The sequence below is a fragment of the Paenibacillus andongensis genome, assembly GCF_025369935.1.
Classification (GTDB): Bacteria; Bacillota; Bacilli; order Paenibacillales; family NBRC-103111; genus Paenibacillus_E; species Paenibacillus_E andongensis.
Map to the genome: position 1 here is coordinate 6,336,446 of NZ_CP104467.1, position 16,196 is coordinate 6,352,641.

The following is a 16,196-nucleotide window of genomic DNA, read 5'->3' on the forward strand; positions in this document are numbered from 1 at the left end:
TGATTATGAGCAAAGCGAAAAGACAACTGCATTTAAATGTATTTATCATGAATACGGGACATCATGAAGCATCATGGCGACACAAGAACACAGAGCCGGAGAATATTACAGATATTCGCTATTTTCAACGGATTGCGCAAATTGCGGAACAGGCTAAATTCGACTCCCTCTTCTTGGCCGATGGGTTGGCGGTCAGTCAAAACATCAAGCATGGCGCGTTTGTTGGGCTTGAACCCTTCACTTTGCTATCTGCCTTAGCCGCGGTAACCGATCATATAGGACTTATCGGCACCGTCTCCACAACGTATAACGAACCCTTTCATGTTGCGCGCAAATTTGCCTCGTTGGATCACATAAGCAAAGGTCGAGCAGGCTGGAATATCGTCACATCCGGAAGCACCTTTGAGGCTAGCAATTTCAGCAAAGATGACCATTTGGAGCACAGTAAACGCTATGAACGGGCTAAAGAATTTCTAGACGTAACGACCAGTCTGTGGGACAGCTGGGAAGATGAAGCCCTGATCATTGATCGAGAATCGGGCACCTTCGCAGATCGAAGCAAAGTCCGGGAAATCAATCATGTCGGCGATACCTTCAAAGTGCGCGGACCGCTGAATATACCAAGGTCTCCGCAGGGATATCCTGTGCTTGTTCAAGCAGGCTCTTCCGAATCAGGCAAAGAATTTGCCGCTCAGTATGCGGAGGCCATTTTCACTGCACAGCAAACGCTCGTAGAAGCCCAACAATTTTATTCCGATGTAAAATCAAGACTTGTGGGGTATGGCCGTTCTCCTGAGCAGTTGAAAATCTTACCGGGCATCTGCCCTATTATCGGTCGCACCGAATCAGAAGCCAAAGAAAAAGAACAAGAATTAAACGAACTAACCGTTCCGGAATATGGGCTAAATCAGTTGTCCAATATGTTGAATATTGATTTATTCTCCTATCCGCTCGATGGACCTCTGCCGGAGCTGCCAAGCCTGTCCGCCATCAATGGGAATAAAAGCCGCTTCCAGCTGGTCGCTGATCTAGCGAAGCGCGACAATTTAACCATTCGAGGGCTGCTTCATCGACTAGCTGGCGGACGCGGTCATCGTACATTTGCTGGTACGCCTATCCAAATAGCTGACCAGCTGGAAGAGTGGTTCTTACACGGTGGGAGTGACGGCTTTAATGTGATGCCACCTTATTTACCAGCCGGATTGGAAGAATTCGCGCAGCTCGTCATACCCGAGCTTCAGCGAAGAGGATTGTTCCGAACCGAATATTCAGGTACTACCCTGCGGGGTCATTTGGGCTTGTCCCGACCTGCTAATCAGTATGCGACTGCTGCCGTTGGAGGCGCATAAATATAATTTAATGGAGGTAATTCGTATGAGCACAAATGAACAAGTTAAGGTAACTCCCGGTCACATTGAGGTGCTTCCGATTGCAGGCAGAATTGGCGCAGAAATAAAAGGGGTGAGCCTTAGCGCTGATCTGGATACTCAAACGGTTAGGACGATCCGCGAAGCGTTATTGCAGCACAAAGTCATTTTCATTCGCGATCAGCATCAGCTGGATGACGCGGGGCAGGAGGCTTTTGCCCGCCTGCTTGGTGATCCTGTTGCTCATCCGACGGTACCAATTAAAAGCGGAACCGATTATGTGCTTGAGCTTGATTCCGCTCATGGCGGACGGGCCGATTCTTGGCATACCGATGTGACCTTCGTCGATGCTTACCCGCAAGCTTCTGTGCTTCGTGCCGTTGTAGTTCCCGCTTCCGGCGGAGACACGGTTTGGGCGAATACGGCTGCTGCTTACGAGCACCTCCCCTCTGAACTGCGTACTCTCGTTGATCAACTTTGGGCACTGCACAGCAACGACTACGATTATGCCGCGCAGCGTCCTGAAGTTTCTCCCGAGAAAGAGCGCCATCATCGGGAAGTGTTTGCCTCCACGGTATATGAAACCGAGCATCCGATCGTTCGTGTGCATCCCGAGACGGGTGAACGCACGCTTGTGCTTGGCCATTTCGTGAAGAAAATCCTGGGCCTTTCTTCCGCAGATTCTGCCCAACTCTTATCTCTACTTCAGGGGCATATTACCAAACTCGAAAATACAGTTCGTTGGCGCTGGTCTGCCGGTGATGTCGTGATCTGGGACAATCGTGCAACGCAGCACTATGCGATCAACGATTATGGTGACCAACATCGAATTGTGCGCCGAGTCACTGTTGACGGCGATGTTCCTGTGGGTATCGATGGCCGACAGAGTGTAACTCGCATTAAGCGGCCATCTGAGTCATTAGCCAAGACGAGTGCCTAGCTGCAAATAAACAAAAGCCCCACTACAAGGTTATTGGCCTTGTAGTGGGGCTTTTGCAGGTGTACCCCACCCGCGGACTTGATTACTAACGCTGCTTCTTGCCTAGATTCAGCTCTTTCATGATTTGTTGGCCTGTCGGGGTTTGAGCTAAGCCCCCCTTGGCTGTCTCCCGGTGTTTCTCCGGCATAGCCGTGCCTACTTCGTACATCACTTGAACGACTTCATCCGAAGGGATGACGGATCTGACACCGGCCAAAGCCATATCGGCGGCTGCCATAGCATTAACCGCCCCGAAACCATTCCGGACAATACAAGGAATTTCAACCAAGCCACCAACGGGGTCGCATATGAGCCCCAAGGTGTTCTTCAGCGCAAGGCCTACTGCGTGCATTGCCTGTTCAGGCGTGCCGCCGCGAAGCTCCACCAGCGCACCTGCTGCCATACCAATGGCGGACCCAACTTCAGCCTGGCATCCACCTTCTGCACCGGAGACGAAGGAGTTGTTAGCAATGACATAACCAATGGCACCAGCGCTCAACAAGCCATTGACCATATGGTCGTCATCCCATCCAAATCGCTGCTGACTGCTAATGAAAACACCTGGGATAATCCCGCAGGAACCCGCTGTCGGCGTGGCGATGATACGTCCCATGGATGCGTTAACTTCGGACACAGCGAGTGCATAAGCCATCGCTTTGCAGGCTTCTTCGCCTAAGGACGCTTCTGTCGTTGTCATATAACTCGCAACACGCTGCGCGTCTTTCCCCGTCAACCCGCTTCGGGATGTTGTATCCTCCGTCAATCCTTTGGCGACAGCTTCTTTCATGATTTGGTAATAAGCGCGCATTTTTTCAAAGACATACTCAGGTGGTTTACCCGATTCTTGGCTCTGGTCAGCCAGCATGACTTCTGCAATCGTTAATCCTTCGGAAGCACATACTTCCGTTAATTGTTTCAATGTCCGGAATCTCATTTATTCGCCTCTTTCTGCGAGATCCACTTTTTTTATTTCGAATATCATACTTAAATGATTAAGCTCTTGTATAAGCGAATCCGGAATCGATACATCCGTTTCTATTACTGTCATCGCTTCCCGATCGCGGCCCTTCCGATCCAAATCCATGAATCCAATATTGATATCGTTGCGCCCCAATAAAGCGGTAATATCCGCAATCATCCCTGGACGATCATGATGGGAAATCACTAACGTGGGGTAGACTGCAGTAAATTTCACATCAAATTGATTCACATTAACAATCTCAACATTGCCTCCGCCGATTGACGCTCCCGTCATACTCAATTCCCGTGTATCAGAAGAAAGTAGGAATCGAACGGTGTTGGGATGATCAGCTTTATCTTTACTTGTAAGGAAGGCAATCTCCACACCAAGCGCTTCAGCTTCTTCGGCAGCAACAGGAATGCGCGGATCATCGGTTTCATAATCCAGTAGACCGCCAATGAGCGCCAAATCGGTGCCATGCCCCCGGTACGTATCGGCGAAAGAACCGAATAGTGTGATTTCAACCTTCTTCGGCTGTTCGCCAAGCAGTTGTCTGGCTACACGTCCTAGCCTGACCGCTCCTGCGGTATGAGAGCTTGATGGACCGATCATAGAGGGTCCGATGATCGAAAACACATCTTTAAAACGCATCATGCAGCTCTCCTAACATATAGTTTGTTCCTTTACTCCCATTGTATGAAGCCATTACAATAAAGACAAGTCTTCAATGCGTCCTTATATTCCCATATTATCACAATCTCATTCAGCAATTGAGGTTGCTTGGAGCAAATTTAATTGAGTGGCCACGGTGACGGCTTTCACTCGGTTATTAACGTGCAATTTACTAAACAGATTTCTCATATGCACCTTGACTGTCCCCGCGGACATCACTAACCGCATTGCGATTTCTTTATTGGATAATCCTGCCGCCATCCACTGCAAGACTTCAATCTCCCGTTCAGTTAAAGAGGGCATGGGAGACGAAAGCGCTCCTTCGAATTTAGGCTCTTGAATGCTCTGTGAACTGCCGTAATAGCCCAGCAATCTTTGCACATAATTGATTTGCGAAGCCAGCATATGTAAGACACCTAACCGCTCTGCAGCAAAAACGCCAGACGTCAAATTATTTTCCAGATAAAGGACTCCTTGCAGCTCCCCTTGAGCTATGATAGGCAGCCCTAATACGGATTTGGGTTTATGCAGCTGGACATAAGGGTCTTGTGTAAATAGTCCTTCCCGTACCGCTTCTTCCAGGATAACAAATTGACGCTTAAAAGCCACATAACTGATTAAGTTCTGGCAAACGTTCTCATACCGACTTAGCGGAATACCTCCCCTTAAGGGCTGTTCTCTACTGTCAGCTTCCACAATCTGCTCCACATATAGTTCCGCTGCACGTGTGGCTACGAAACAGCCTCTTTGCGCCCCCGCAACCTCGATTATTATACTCATTAATTTAGAGAGGAGATGATAGGAATCCGTCTCTTCTGAAAAAGCTTGAGAGGCTCGCATGACGGCAGCTAGTTCTAGCACCTGGGAGTATCCGCTGCTTGACTCGCTTGTCTCAAATTCTATTTTCTCCGATAACAGGACAGGCTGATCCGAAGTATCACTATTTATCTCTAACAGCAGCGGCCCATCTTGCCCGGCAATCATAAATCGCTCACAAACACCGTTTGCCTCCCACTGCTGCAGGCAATTCTCTAAATCCATTCGCAAACCATACGCACTCTTATATCTGCGATCGATTGTTTTCTCAAGAAGTTTCATTATGATTTCATCGATAATAGCAGGTACTTGCGAATTGAATGTTAATAGTGGAAGAGGCGTTTTGGCTAAGTGAGCATGGGCCCATTCTAGCGGATCCTTCGCATGAAAAGGAAGTTGACCTGCCAGCATTTCATAGAAAGTTACTCCTAATGAGTAAAGATCGGTACTTCCATCTACAACGCGGTTCAATTGCCCTGTACGCTCAGGTGCCATATAAGGGGGAGAGCCCTCAATAAGCGGCATGTTCCTTGCTTGTCTGCCCCCGTCCATCGACAGCACAGAGTGTCCCATGCCCGTCAAACTAACTCGTAGAGAGGAAGGCACCACGACAATCGTATCCGGTCTGATATTCATGTGTACAATATGCAGTTTATGCAGCTGCTCCAGCACACGCGCTATTTGAATCGCAATCTTAAGAAAAACAGGAATGGAAATCTGACCAGACTGAGCAAAATGACGCAGTGTCAATCCATGTACCCATTCACTAGCCAGGACCAGGACATTTCCTTGTCTTAATAAGGCGATCGGTTTGATAACACCTTGAATATGTAAACTTCCGGCTATTTCATATTCATTAATAACCTTCGCATTTTCAATAATCGCTCTATGGCCTTCTTTAACGATCTTCAAAAGCACCTCGCAAGCATGTTCCTCCGAGGTAGCGTGGCAAACGATAATCGTTGGGTCTTCAAAAATGACTTGATGAATTTCATAACCAGTCACGGTAATCATGCTGTCGGCTCCTTTATCTAAAAAGGTAGAGTCTTCATCATAGTAACATATTCGACGACAATTCGCCTTTACAACCGAGGACTTATTTGATTTGGCTATCCGCACTCATTTTGCGAAGATATTGCTTAGGAGTACACCCGTTGAATCGTTTGAACAACTCGTAGAAATGGGCCATATTCTCTATACCCACAGACTCGGCAATTTCTCCGACACTACGGGCTTCGGTAACGAGCATTCGCTCAGCTTTGGAAATACGTTTTTGATTAACGTAATCCGTAAACGAGGATCCCATCTTTTTTTTGAAAAATTTGGAGAAGTAAGAGTAACTCATGCCTGCGAGTTGGCTCGCCGCTCCCATGTCTATTTTCTCAGTCAAATGTTCGTCCACAAAAGCAACAAGCGACCGAATAATATCTGCATCCGCATCAACATTGACATGCGTCATCAACAACTCCCGGTTGTCATGGCGAAGCAGCTGCAAGAGCAGATGCTTAATATGCATGCTGACTGCGATTTCATAGCCTTTATTTTTCCCCATAACCTCATGATGTGTATCTGTGATAATCATGCCAATTTCCTTTTTCGCCTTTTCGTTTTCCCGGAAAATGTAATTCAGCTCTTCTAGTGGATGAAGTATTTCTAAAAAATGCCGGTAATACATCATCATAGCCGGATCGAAATAAGGCTGCAGGTCGATATGCAGCACGATGTAGACGAGATCCTTATCGCCGATCTTTCGTCCTCTATGCAATTGAGAAGAACCGATAACCACCAAATCCCCGGCATTAAGCGAATAGACATGATTGGGTGTCTGAATTTCGTGAGTCCCTTCTTCAACCAAAATGAACTCAACCTCTTTATGATAATGCCAGGGGTTCGCGTCTTTCTGTTCTTTTCCCGACTGGGTAAATCGCCACACCTTCATACATAACGACGGGTTTTGATAGGGAATCGGCTCTTTAAAAATTTCCATAGATTACAATCACCGCACTTTCAATCAGCACTAATATGGATATAAAAAGAATAAATGTCCGCATATACGGTATACAGCAATACGTATATCATATAACTTAGTTAAACATATTTATACAATAATGTAAGGAGTGAATTTTGCATGAAAGTAGCCATACTCGGTTGCGGGGGAATGGGAAATGTACATGCCTTCAGCTACACGAACATGCCGGATGTGACGCTAGTTGGCGTCTGCGATACGGATTTCGAGCTAGCGCAAGAACTATCCCAGAAAACGGGGGCACCCGCTTTTACTTCCTTTGAAGCCATGCTGAAAGAGATAGATTTCGATGTCGTTAGCGTGACATTGCCAAGCTTCTTACATAAAGAATATACGTTGAAAGCGGCAGAAGCCGGAAAACATGTGATTTGTGAAAAACCGCTCGCACTGAACTTAGAGGATGCAGAAGCGATGATCCGCAGCTGCGAACAAAATGGCGTTCGTCTTTTTGTCGGACACGTTGTTCGTTTTTTCCCCGAATATGCGCAGATGAAGCAAGCCATCGATGAAGGGAAGTTAGGCCGGGTCGGCGTAGCTCATGCCAAACGGATAGGCTCACATCCCGGGAATCTCAGACCTTGGTTCTACGAAGCGGATAAAAGCGGCGGCGTCATTGCCGATCTCATGATACACGATATTGACTTTTTTCGCTCAGCGATCGGTGAAGTCAAGTCGGTATATGGCTTGAATCAACGCGTCAATGATATCGACTATGCTTTGGTTACACTTCTTTTTGAAAACGGGGCAGTGGCCAACCTGGAAGCATTTTGGGGGTATCACGGACCTTTCCAAACCGCCGTGGAAATTGCGGGCAGCAAAGGCATCATACGCAGCGACAGCCAGAAAAGCAGTTCTCTGCAAATCTGCAAAGCCCCTTCCGATTCAGAGGACAGACGCTTCGCCGAAGTTCCGCAAAGTCCGGGATTTAACAGCCCCTATGCATTGGAATTATCCCATTTCATTCAATGCATTAGAGAAGGAAGCGAACCCATTGTAACGGCTAACGATGCTTATAAAGCGCTCGAAATTACCATGGCTGCGCTGGAATCAGTACGGACAGGAAAGTCTGTTCAGCTGCAGACGAGCTCAAAGCTCGAGGAGGAGACAGCATGAAGAAATTAGAAGTAGGTATGATCAGTTTCGCACACGGCCATGCATACTCTTATTTGAATTCACTCAGAGCCATGCCGAATGTCGAAATCGTTGGTATCGCAGACGAAATCAAAGACCGAGTTGAGGAAGTAACAACCAATTATGGCTTGCCATACTATGAAAATTATCAGGATTTACTCGCTACTGATTTTGACGCAGTCGTCATTTGCTCGGAAAACGCCCGTCACGCAGAGATCACGATAGCAGCGGCGAAATCAGGCAAGCACGTGCTCTGTGAAAAGCCGCTTGGCATTTCCGTTTCCGAAATGGAAGCCATGATTTCCGCCTGTAAAGAAAACAGTGTTCAGCTTATGACTGCTTTTCCATGCCGGTATTTGGCTTCTGTGATTAAAGCGAAGGAAGCGGTCGAGCTTGGCGAGATCGGTGATATTATCGCCATTAAGGGAACCAATCGCGGTTCGCTTCCTTCCGGTTGGTTCCTCCAATCGGAGTTATCCGGCGGCGGAGCCTTGTTGGATCATACCGTTCACGTCATGGACTTAATGAATTGGATTACCCAATCTGAGGTGAAAGAAGTTTACGCCTATTCAGCTACTTTATTTAATGAAAACCTAGATATCGATGATACTGGTATGATCCACGTCAAGTTCGAGAATGGCGTGTTTGGCGTCTTAGACACAAGCTGGTCGCGGAACTCGGCATTCCCTACTTGGGGAGATGTGACGATGACGATCATCGGTACGAAAGGCACCCTTTCCATAGATGGTTTTGCTCAAAAAAATGAGCTATATAGTTTGGAAAATGGAAAAGGCGTATGGAATTTCTGGGGTGACTCCATGGATGATTACTTGGTGAAGGCCTTTGTTCATGCCCTGCTTCATGACGAACAGGTGCCGATCACCGGGGAAGATGGATTGCGTTCAACCGTTGTCGCCTTAGCAGGTTACAAATCCGTAGAACTGGGGCAGCCCGTTTTGTTATAACCAGTTGTGAGCCTTGAAAGAATAGATTACACACGGTCGGATGCTCCGGCATTTGTTCCAAATATGCGCTGTCTTCTTACATCATCGTTTTACAAACATTTTGCATAGTTCAATACTATATTCCAAGAAACAAAAGAGCCGAATGGATCGTTCTCATCCACTCGGCTCTTAGGGTTATTTTACAATAATTTGTATAACATCACTTACCGTTGTTCCCCTTCCATTCATAAACTCGCCGTAATATTGATAAATGCCAGGAGCTTTTCCCGAAATTTGTGTAATGGCCGATTGGGCACTTGGTGTTTGTGAAGATAAAGATTGTGTTTCAATAAGTTCGCCATTTTCAAATAATCGGTATTGTGTTGCGTTCGTGCCCCACCACATATTAGCAGTAATGGTATAGTTCCCATCTTGATCCCAGTTATCGCTGGACAACACAGGTTTGCCCGGATTCGCATCAGCCACGGTGACGGTGTGTGGATCACATGAAGTCGCTCCATACAAATTCGATAACACACATGTATACATATAGGTTCCGTTTGGCTTACCTTGAATTGGAATAATGGAAGTCTGGGCTGCTGGCGATGCATCGGCCAGTGACTTCGTTTGAATCAATTGGCCATTCTCGTACAACTTATACAGTGAGCCATTGTTTCCCCACCACATATTCATCGTAACCTCATAATTGCCATCATGTAACCCTGTCGCAACACCACTATTATTCGAAAGTATCGGTTTACCTGGCACCCCGTTCGCAAGCAATGCAGGACTGACGGAATGCCGTTCGAACTTGACGGCATCAGCCCTCGTATAGATCATATCGGCAGGGAGTGTTGGCGGATCTATCGTTGTCTGAGTCTCTCTGGTTAAGCGAACATACTCGCTGCCGTCTCCTGTAAAGTCGAACGTTCCCAGATTAACCCAACCTGACGAGCCGACAGTCGCGTCGATATATGTGGTCTCGGTAACCGACTGATGCTTCACTTCCACTTTGACATGATTATCGTTTGCTGTCGTGTGAACGAGCTTGTAGATGGAGACCGTGTATCTTCCCTCAGGAAATTGAGCCTTCCACGTCGCCGATGATCCTTGTACGGTAGAGTACCGAGACTTAACACCAATTTTGTAGCCGGCTAAATTGCTTTGACTCCAAGACCCTTCCGTAGTGTATAACCCGGTCGTATTCGTGCTGTCGACAATAACCGTCAGATCCCTGATGGCTATGGTCAAAGGCGGTGTTGTTGAGGTCACTCCGTCCATCGTTACCGTAGCCCACACCGTGATGTGGTCCGTGGCTCCATCGAGGTCTTGAAGGGTCAACAAACCGCTGCTGTCCACTTCAGCCAGATCGGTTCTATCAACAAAATACTGCACATTGGCATGACTCAAATCAGCAATCAATCCGTTGTCCATATGGCCTGTTACGCTCAGTTGAGCCTCTTGCGTCATCTGCAATTCATCCCGATCTGACTTGATGACCACCGATTCCAATTGCAGCGTCCGATTCGGGTCCACCCACATCATGGCGTCGGCAACTACCCGTGACTTATTGGCCTTGTTGGTTATTTCAACATATCCACTATCGCCAGCTGCAAAAGGGTAAGCTCCCAGGAACACCCATGTCCCATTGGCTATGGACTGATCAACGGTAACCGTCTCGGTGCCACCGCTATAATGAATAGTAAATGAGGCACTAGTTGCCCAGTTTTCACTTGTAGCGGTTATTTGCGGCAGCTTGTAATACACATTATATGTGACACTTTCTGGAAGTTCTGGTCGCCATTTCATTGTGCTCGTTGCTGTACCAGAAGTCGACTTGGCATACACATAGTTATCGTAGTAATAGTCATTAGCTGTAGTATCCCGTATCCACACACCTTCTGTCTCCGCTTCCGTATTATCCACAATAATGGATGACCCCGCCTGCCAATTGGGTTGGACCGGCGTCGCCGTTACCTGATCAGGCAAATATAGCGTACGCTTGCGGGTCTGTTTCCCATCCGATTCCACATAATAAGTGAAGGTTTGGGATAAATCGTTTACCCGTATCGACCATTCCATCGGATAGATCGTATCTGGAACGGTTGTGTACGTGGCCCCGCCGTCCAATGAGTAATGGATCGTCGCCGGTTTCGTCGTTTTGGCCTCTACGTAAGCATCGTAGGACGTTTTGTCGGGCTTGACGATGAGCATGCCTTTAACTGCATCAATGGGACTGTGAACATCGAAAAAATAGCTTGCATCCGATGTTTCAGCAGTTCTAATCTGATGCAGCGGCACATCAATGTTAAGTCCTTCCACAATGATTGCTGTCATTCCCTTACTTGAAACCGTTGCCTGAATGATTCCGCCACTCATGACCGCCTGCTCTGGTGTACCATTATCACGGATGATGGTTACGTTATAATCTTGTGCTGGGTCGAACCCAATGAGTTGTGCATTCAATTTGATTGGAGTTTGTACTTCAGCAGTCGATTCATTGCTTAATCCAATGTAGAACTTACTTCCACTCTCCCCCGTTATCCAGTTCAATTGCGGATGGTTGGTCTGAATAATGCCTTTGGGCATCCAGAGCCATACGTTCGAATTACCGTAGAATTGACCTGGTTTATTACCATAGAGGTGATATTTGAACCATAGAAAATTAGTTTCGAAAACAGAAGGGAATGTAATACTCCCATTCGATTTCAGCGATTGTTCGCTGATTAGATAATCCATCGTTTGCCCGAGCTGCGCCGGCATATGGTGATAATAGATGGATGTAGCCCCGCTGGGGCCTTCCAAAGCAAAATCCGGTTCCAGTTGACTAACGGCGAAGCCCTTATAGTAATAACCTGGATAGCTGGAATATCGTCCGATGACCGCATTATGAGCGATATCCTGCAGCAGTTTATCGCCTGTATAGAGCGACAATCTCAGCATGAAAGGAGCCTCCTGCGCATTCATCCGATAATAGCCGGTTGTACTTCCCGCTTCAAACGTCAGCCCATTGGGTGAAACAAGCCAACTGTCCGCTTGTACGCCCCCGGCTACATCTTCAGGGAGCTTGCTCCTAGGATAATCGTATTTACCGCTTGCCGGCCAATGGAACGACTCCGCGTAATTATACGTCTCCGGTTGGGGAATCGTAACGGTTCCTCCAGGAACCGGACGTGCAACGAACATGGTGGCGTACTGTTTGGCTTCCTTGTACGCGGCATTCAAATATTTGGGATCCTTCGTTTCCTCATACAGCTCCAAGATCTCCATCCAGAGTTTGCTATAGTAATAGATAAACTCATTCTTGCTCACATTCACGGATGCAGGCGTATCAATATTTTGAGCGATATAGCTGTCGGCTGCATCCTTAGCAGCCTGTAAATACTGCGCATCACCAGTCATGCGATACATCATAAGGGGTTGAATGACTGGCCCCCGATCTTTCTGATCAGGATCCCGTACAAGGTACTCTTCCTGCCCCAGCGCCCCAATTCCAGCCGATGTGCCCATCATTTGATTGACAGCGGTAACGCTTGAAACATCGAACGGCAAGGTTGCCATTTTCCACAACGAGGGTACGCTGTATACGGGCTTCTGTGTCGGCGACCAGCCGATACCATTTCGCGATACCCCGTACTGAATGGACGGCAACGCCCTCTTATCGTAAAGCTGGTCGTCCCCGGTCAAATAATAAGCCCCCAGAAGAGCCGCACTTGATGTTGTTCGAACGCTATCCTCGTTCTCGATATCAATGAAGCCTTTGGCTCGATTCCACCAGCCGCTGGGCGAAGGAACATAATTAACAGAATCGTCCCCCTGCGGCTCAATCTTCATCAGATCGATCATATTGAACATCGCATCCGTAAGCGACTGTTCAGCGACATTTTCCCGGTAGGCCGAATAACCGTATTCACTGCGGAGAATATCCCCGTAAGCCTTATATAGACTGCTGCTTTGAGCGATTAGCCCCATATGAAATTGATACGTGCTTTCCGCAGTCATTTGCGAATAAGTTCCTAGTTGAGGAGCATACAGGATCGGCTGCACGCTGCCTTCGTTGTTGACAAGACTCATGCCCAGCCGTTGTTTGGTAACGCCTCCCGTCGGTTCAAATTCAACCGGAAGCTCTTCCGACGGTACAAATACGCCATATGTCAAAGCGTTCCCCGCGCCGTCATTCTTTTCAACCAGACTCATCGGAGCGCTCAGCTCTCTTAAGCTTGTTGATTCCACCGAACCTACCATTTTGGCATGCGATCTGAAACCATTTAACACTTCATTGATGCCAGAGATTTGCTCTGTGGTGAATGACTGATACCCTATCACATAATTGCCATCCCGGCGAGGTGTAAAGGCGAAGGAAACATCCGGTTTATCCCCTGATAAAGACCAGTTCACTTGTAAATCGTAATCGCTTCCATGCGAAGAATCGGTTAATACCGCCGTGTGGCTATCAGGGAAACTGATCCCGTCGAATGTAATCCAGCGTTTGTTCATCGTATCGTAGTAATTGGTTCGACTTCCCGCATTCCCATCCAACAAGACCCACTGCTCTTCAAGTCTTTCCGCCACATTATTGACAGGCACCCAGTTCCCTGTATCTGTGTCCTTGTAGAACATATCTCGAACGATGGATTTGCCGCCGTCCCAAGCTGCTTCATAGAAGGTCGCCTTATAGTTTGCGTTTTCGATGCTGCCTTTTTCCGTATAACTGAGATTCGTCAATGTGCGGCTGCGCAGCGGAGGCAGCGGTGGAGCCTGCTGTCGGATATTTCCCTCGAACTTGACCGCGTCGGCCCGCGTAATGATGGTGCCCGTCGTTGGCTGCGTTCGAGTCAGCCTGACAAATTCGGTATCATTGCCGCTGAAATAATACGCTCCCAAATCAACCCATCCGACAGATGGTCCCGACGAGGGCCTGAGATCCATAAACATGACATCCGTAATCCCATTGTGCACAATTTCGATTTTTACATTACTATCTGCTTTATCCGCCCAATTAAGCTTGTTGAACGATATTCTCGCCGTTCCTGCTTCCAAGCGCGGATTCCATGTGATGCTTCTTCCCACCGCATCTGTATAATTGGAACTGGAATTATTATACCCCTTCACTCCTGTACTAGTGCTCCAATAAGGAGCCGAGTATCCGTTATTCTTGTTATCCACATCAGTGGTGACGACACCATCAACCGTGAGGCTTCCATCATCAATAATGATTGTCTTATGAGGCTCTTTCTGCTGAATATTCCCTTCGAACTTGACCGCATCAGCGCGCGTAAGTATCGTGCTAGTGCTGTTGGCAGACCGGGTCAATTTAACGAATTCTTCACCAACCCCGGAAAAGTAGTACTCTCCCAAATCAACCCATCCCGCAGGCGCCCCGAATGAAGGTCTCAGATCCATAAATAGAACATCCGTCGTTCCGTTATGAACGATTTCGATTTTCACATTACTATCCGCTTTATCCTCCCAATTAAGCTTGTAGAACGATATTCTCGCCGTTCCAGCTTCCAAGTGCGGATTCCACGATATGGTATTTCCTACTGTACTCGTATATTTGGAACTGGAATTATTATACCCCTTCACCCCTGTACTTGTGGTCCAATTCGGTGCCGAGTATCCGTTATTCGCGTTAACCGCATCAGGGGTAATAACACCATCGATCGTGATGCTCCCGTCATCGATGATGATCGTCTTATACGGTAAGGTCTCCGCATTAGCGGTCCTTATTCCGAATAGGCTTAAAGGAACTATCATCGTCATGCTGAAAACGATTAAGAAAAACAGCTTCCTTTTTATCATACAACTCACATCCTCTCCCTATTTTGACAACGCTTTCAAATCAATAAAAACCTCCTTTGTTCGAATGATCGCAAAGAAGCAATTATCCGTACCCTACTGGCAAATCCCCCCTTCGTCTTTGATATCATAGCATGTCGCTTAACCGTGAAATTTCTTTAATTTCTAGAATTTCTTATAAGATTTTAAGTAAAAAATAAACCTGCAACGTATTCGTCTGCTCAACAGCAGTCAGATACGTTGCAAGTTTTACATTAAGCACCAAACGACTTTAAACTACACTAATGGCGGCTGTACTAACAACAACTTGCCAAGCTGGATCACGGTTTGTTCGTACCAATCCGGATGCTGCCGAACATGCTCAATGCTTCGTTCATTGCCGCACGCCTCAAACACGGCCGCTTTGTCTGTCTTCTCGTTATCGACTTCGAAGCGAACCGTATGTTTCCCATTCGGGAGCTCCGGCAAGAAAACATACTGATTCCGATTATGATCATTGTACAGTGTGAATCGATCGACGAGAAAAGGCTCCCCGCCATCCACCGTCACCTTCAATCTGCCGGAATCTGGCCCCCCGATATCGAACAGCCCGATGTGTGTGCCTTCGAATTGCACCGTGATAGACTCACCCGGATCGACCGCTCGCCATAGGCCGGAGAACAACCAATCGTACTCGCGGGCCAAAGCTGAATCTTCGGGAGTCACGTAGGACCATCCTGCCGATAAATGGGCATGGCCATCCAGCGGCAGCATAGTCGCGTACTCCCAAGGATTGGCCGGGACCAAAGGAGTCTGAGGCAAGTTATGTTCGACTCTTCCCGAACTAACCCCAAGTTCACGAATTTTCTCAAACGATCGGGTAATCGTATCCGTGTAAATCTGGTGTCCCTCAGGAATTATTGGATGGATCGAATCATGCGTAAAAACAACGGCCCCGGGAATGGACTTGTCTGCCCTTGAGCCCCCTGAGGTAAATATAAGCTTCCCCTCCGACACCAATTGACTGACCGCCACACCCAGATGAATCGAAGGAATACCATAATAATCGGCCACTTCCTCCTGCATAAGAGCTCCCTTCTGGTATTCCCCGGACTGAAATCCTGCCACATCTCGCTCTTTCAGCGTATAAACGAACAAGATATCGGTAAACCGGCTCCGCTTACGGATTTGACGGACGATCCCTTCGATCCGCGCCTTGGACTCGGGGACTCCGCCATCGTTACCGACAAATTCAACAAACACCAGATCAGGCTGATGGCGCAGTACATCTGTCTCCAAGCGGGCGCACCCTAAATCCGATCCAGTTCCATCAATGCCTGCATTCACACAGCGGATATCCGCTGTGGGATATTGCTCACGAAGCCAATCCGCCGTCATTACCCGGTATCCTTTAGAACGTGTATTACTACCACCGAAATAGACAATTGTCACCGTTTCCCCGTTTTCTAACTTCTGAATGACATTAGGTAACCCTCTTCGAGGGAATAATTCCTGCATCGCG

The 16,196-nt window shown here is 47.6% G+C and carries 10 protein-coding genes; 4 read left to right on the forward strand and 6 right to left on the reverse strand.

What is annotated here, in order from left to right:
- Nucleotides 1-5: 5 nt before the first annotated feature.
- Both NYR53_RS28360 and NYR53_RS28365 read left to right on the forward strand, forming a co-directional pair.
- Entirely contained in the window at nt 6-1,349 is a 1,344-nt protein-coding gene (locus NYR53_RS28360; RefSeq protein WP_261302415.1) for an LLM class flavin-dependent oxidoreductase, read from the forward strand.
- A 25-nt stretch (nt 1,350-1,374) separates the two neighbouring features.
- Nucleotides 1,375-2,307, forward strand: a complete 933-nt coding sequence (locus NYR53_RS28365) for a TauD/TfdA dioxygenase family protein (protein WP_261302416.1) — start codon at nt 1,375-1,377, stop codon at nt 2,305-2,307.
- An 85-nt stretch (nt 2,308-2,392) separates the two neighbouring features.
- Here the strand turns inward: NYR53_RS28365 and sdaAA are convergent, their stop codons facing one another.
- The 4 genes from sdaAA to NYR53_RS28385 all read right to left on the reverse strand — a co-directional run bounded on the left by sdaAA (nt 2,393) and on the right by NYR53_RS28385 (nt 6,782).
- Nucleotides 2,393-3,280 carry an L-serine ammonia-lyase, iron-sulfur-dependent, subunit alpha gene (sdaAA, locus tag NYR53_RS28370; protein ID WP_261302417.1) on the reverse strand — a complete coding sequence of 296 codons (888 nt, stop codon included), beginning with the start codon at nt 3,278-3,280 and terminating at the stop codon, nt 2,393-2,395.
- Nucleotides 3,281-3,958: an L-serine ammonia-lyase, iron-sulfur-dependent subunit beta gene (gene sdaAB / locus NYR53_RS28375; protein ID WP_261306553.1), complete on the reverse strand. Its 678-nt coding sequence runs from the start codon at nt 3,956-3,958 to the stop codon at nt 3,281-3,283.
- Nucleotides 3,959-4,066: 108 nt separating this feature from the next.
- Nucleotides 4,067-5,809: a protein kinase domain-containing protein gene (locus NYR53_RS28380; RefSeq protein WP_261302418.1), complete on the reverse strand. Its 1,743-nt coding sequence runs from the start codon at nt 5,807-5,809 to the stop codon at nt 4,067-4,069.
- A gap of 82 nt (nt 5,810-5,891) precedes the next feature.
- Nucleotides 5,892-6,782 (reverse strand): helix-turn-helix domain-containing protein, encoded by an 891-nt coding sequence (locus NYR53_RS28385; protein ID WP_261302419.1) that lies wholly within the window; start codon nt 6,780-6,782, stop codon nt 5,892-5,894.
- A gap of 141 nt (nt 6,783-6,923) precedes the next feature.
- On the opposite strand from NYR53_RS28385, the gene NYR53_RS28390 reads away from it, so the two are divergent.
- Both NYR53_RS28390 and NYR53_RS28395 read left to right on the forward strand, forming a co-directional pair.
- Nucleotides 6,924-7,934, forward strand: coding sequence for a Gfo/Idh/MocA family protein (locus NYR53_RS28390; protein ID WP_261302420.1), 1,011 nt, complete (start codon nt 6,924-6,926; stop codon nt 7,932-7,934).
- Nucleotides 7,931-8,917, forward strand: a complete 987-nt coding sequence (locus NYR53_RS28395) for a Gfo/Idh/MocA family protein (protein WP_261302421.1) — start codon at nt 7,931-7,933, stop codon at nt 8,915-8,917. The genes NYR53_RS28390 and NYR53_RS28395 overlap by 4 nt, the downstream gene beginning before the upstream one ends.
- 174 nt (nt 8,918-9,091) lie before the next feature.
- Here the strand turns inward: NYR53_RS28395 and NYR53_RS28400 are convergent, their stop codons facing one another.
- Together NYR53_RS28400 and NYR53_RS28405 are read right to left on the reverse strand one after the other, a co-directional pair.
- Complete coding sequence (locus NYR53_RS28400) at nt 9,092-14,698, reverse strand: golvesin C-terminal-like domain-containing protein (RefSeq protein WP_261302422.1); 5,607 nt, start codon at nt 14,696-14,698, stop codon at nt 9,092-9,094.
- 273 nt (nt 14,699-14,971) lie between these two features.
- Nucleotides 14,972-16,192: an SGNH/GDSL hydrolase family protein gene (locus NYR53_RS28405; protein WP_261302423.1), complete on the reverse strand. Its 1,221-nt coding sequence runs from the start codon at nt 16,190-16,192 to the stop codon at nt 14,972-14,974.
- Between the last annotated feature and the right edge of the window lie 4 nt (nt 16,193-16,196).

Excerpts from the sequence above, each read along its gene's own strand:
- NYR53_RS28360 (WP_261302415.1), top strand. The coding sequence starts at position 6 with ATGAGCAAAGCGAAAAGACAACTGCATTTAAATGTATTTATCATGAAT.
- NYR53_RS28365 (WP_261302416.1), top strand. The coding sequence starts at position 1,375 with ATGAGCACAAATGAACAAGTTAAGGTAACTCCCGGTCACATTGAGGTG.
- sdaAA (WP_261302417.1), bottom strand. The coding sequence starts at position 3,280 with ATGAGATTCCGGACATTGAAACAATTAACGGAAGTATGTGCTTCCGAA.
- sdaAB (WP_261306553.1), bottom strand. The coding sequence starts at position 3,958 with ATGCGTTTTAAAGATGTGTTTTCGATCATCGGACCCTCTATGATCGGT.
- NYR53_RS28380 (WP_261302418.1), bottom strand. The coding sequence starts at position 5,809 with ATGATTACCGTGACTGGTTATGAAATTCATCAAGTCATTTTTGAAGAC.
- NYR53_RS28385 (WP_261302419.1), bottom strand. The coding sequence starts at position 6,782 with ATGGAAATTTTTAAAGAGCCGATTCCCTATCAAAACCCGTCGTTATGT.
- NYR53_RS28390 (WP_261302420.1), top strand. The coding sequence starts at position 6,924 with ATGAAAGTAGCCATACTCGGTTGCGGGGGAATGGGAAATGTACATGCC.
- NYR53_RS28395 (WP_261302421.1), top strand. The coding sequence starts at position 7,931 with ATGAAGAAATTAGAAGTAGGTATGATCAGTTTCGCACACGGCCATGCA.
- NYR53_RS28400 (WP_261302422.1), bottom strand. The coding sequence starts at position 14,698 with ATGATAAAAAGGAAGCTGTTTTTCTTAATCGTTTTCAGCATGACGATG.
- NYR53_RS28405 (WP_261302423.1), bottom strand. The coding sequence starts at position 16,192 with ATGCAGGAATTATTCCCTCGAAGAGGGTTACCTAATGTCATTCAGAAG.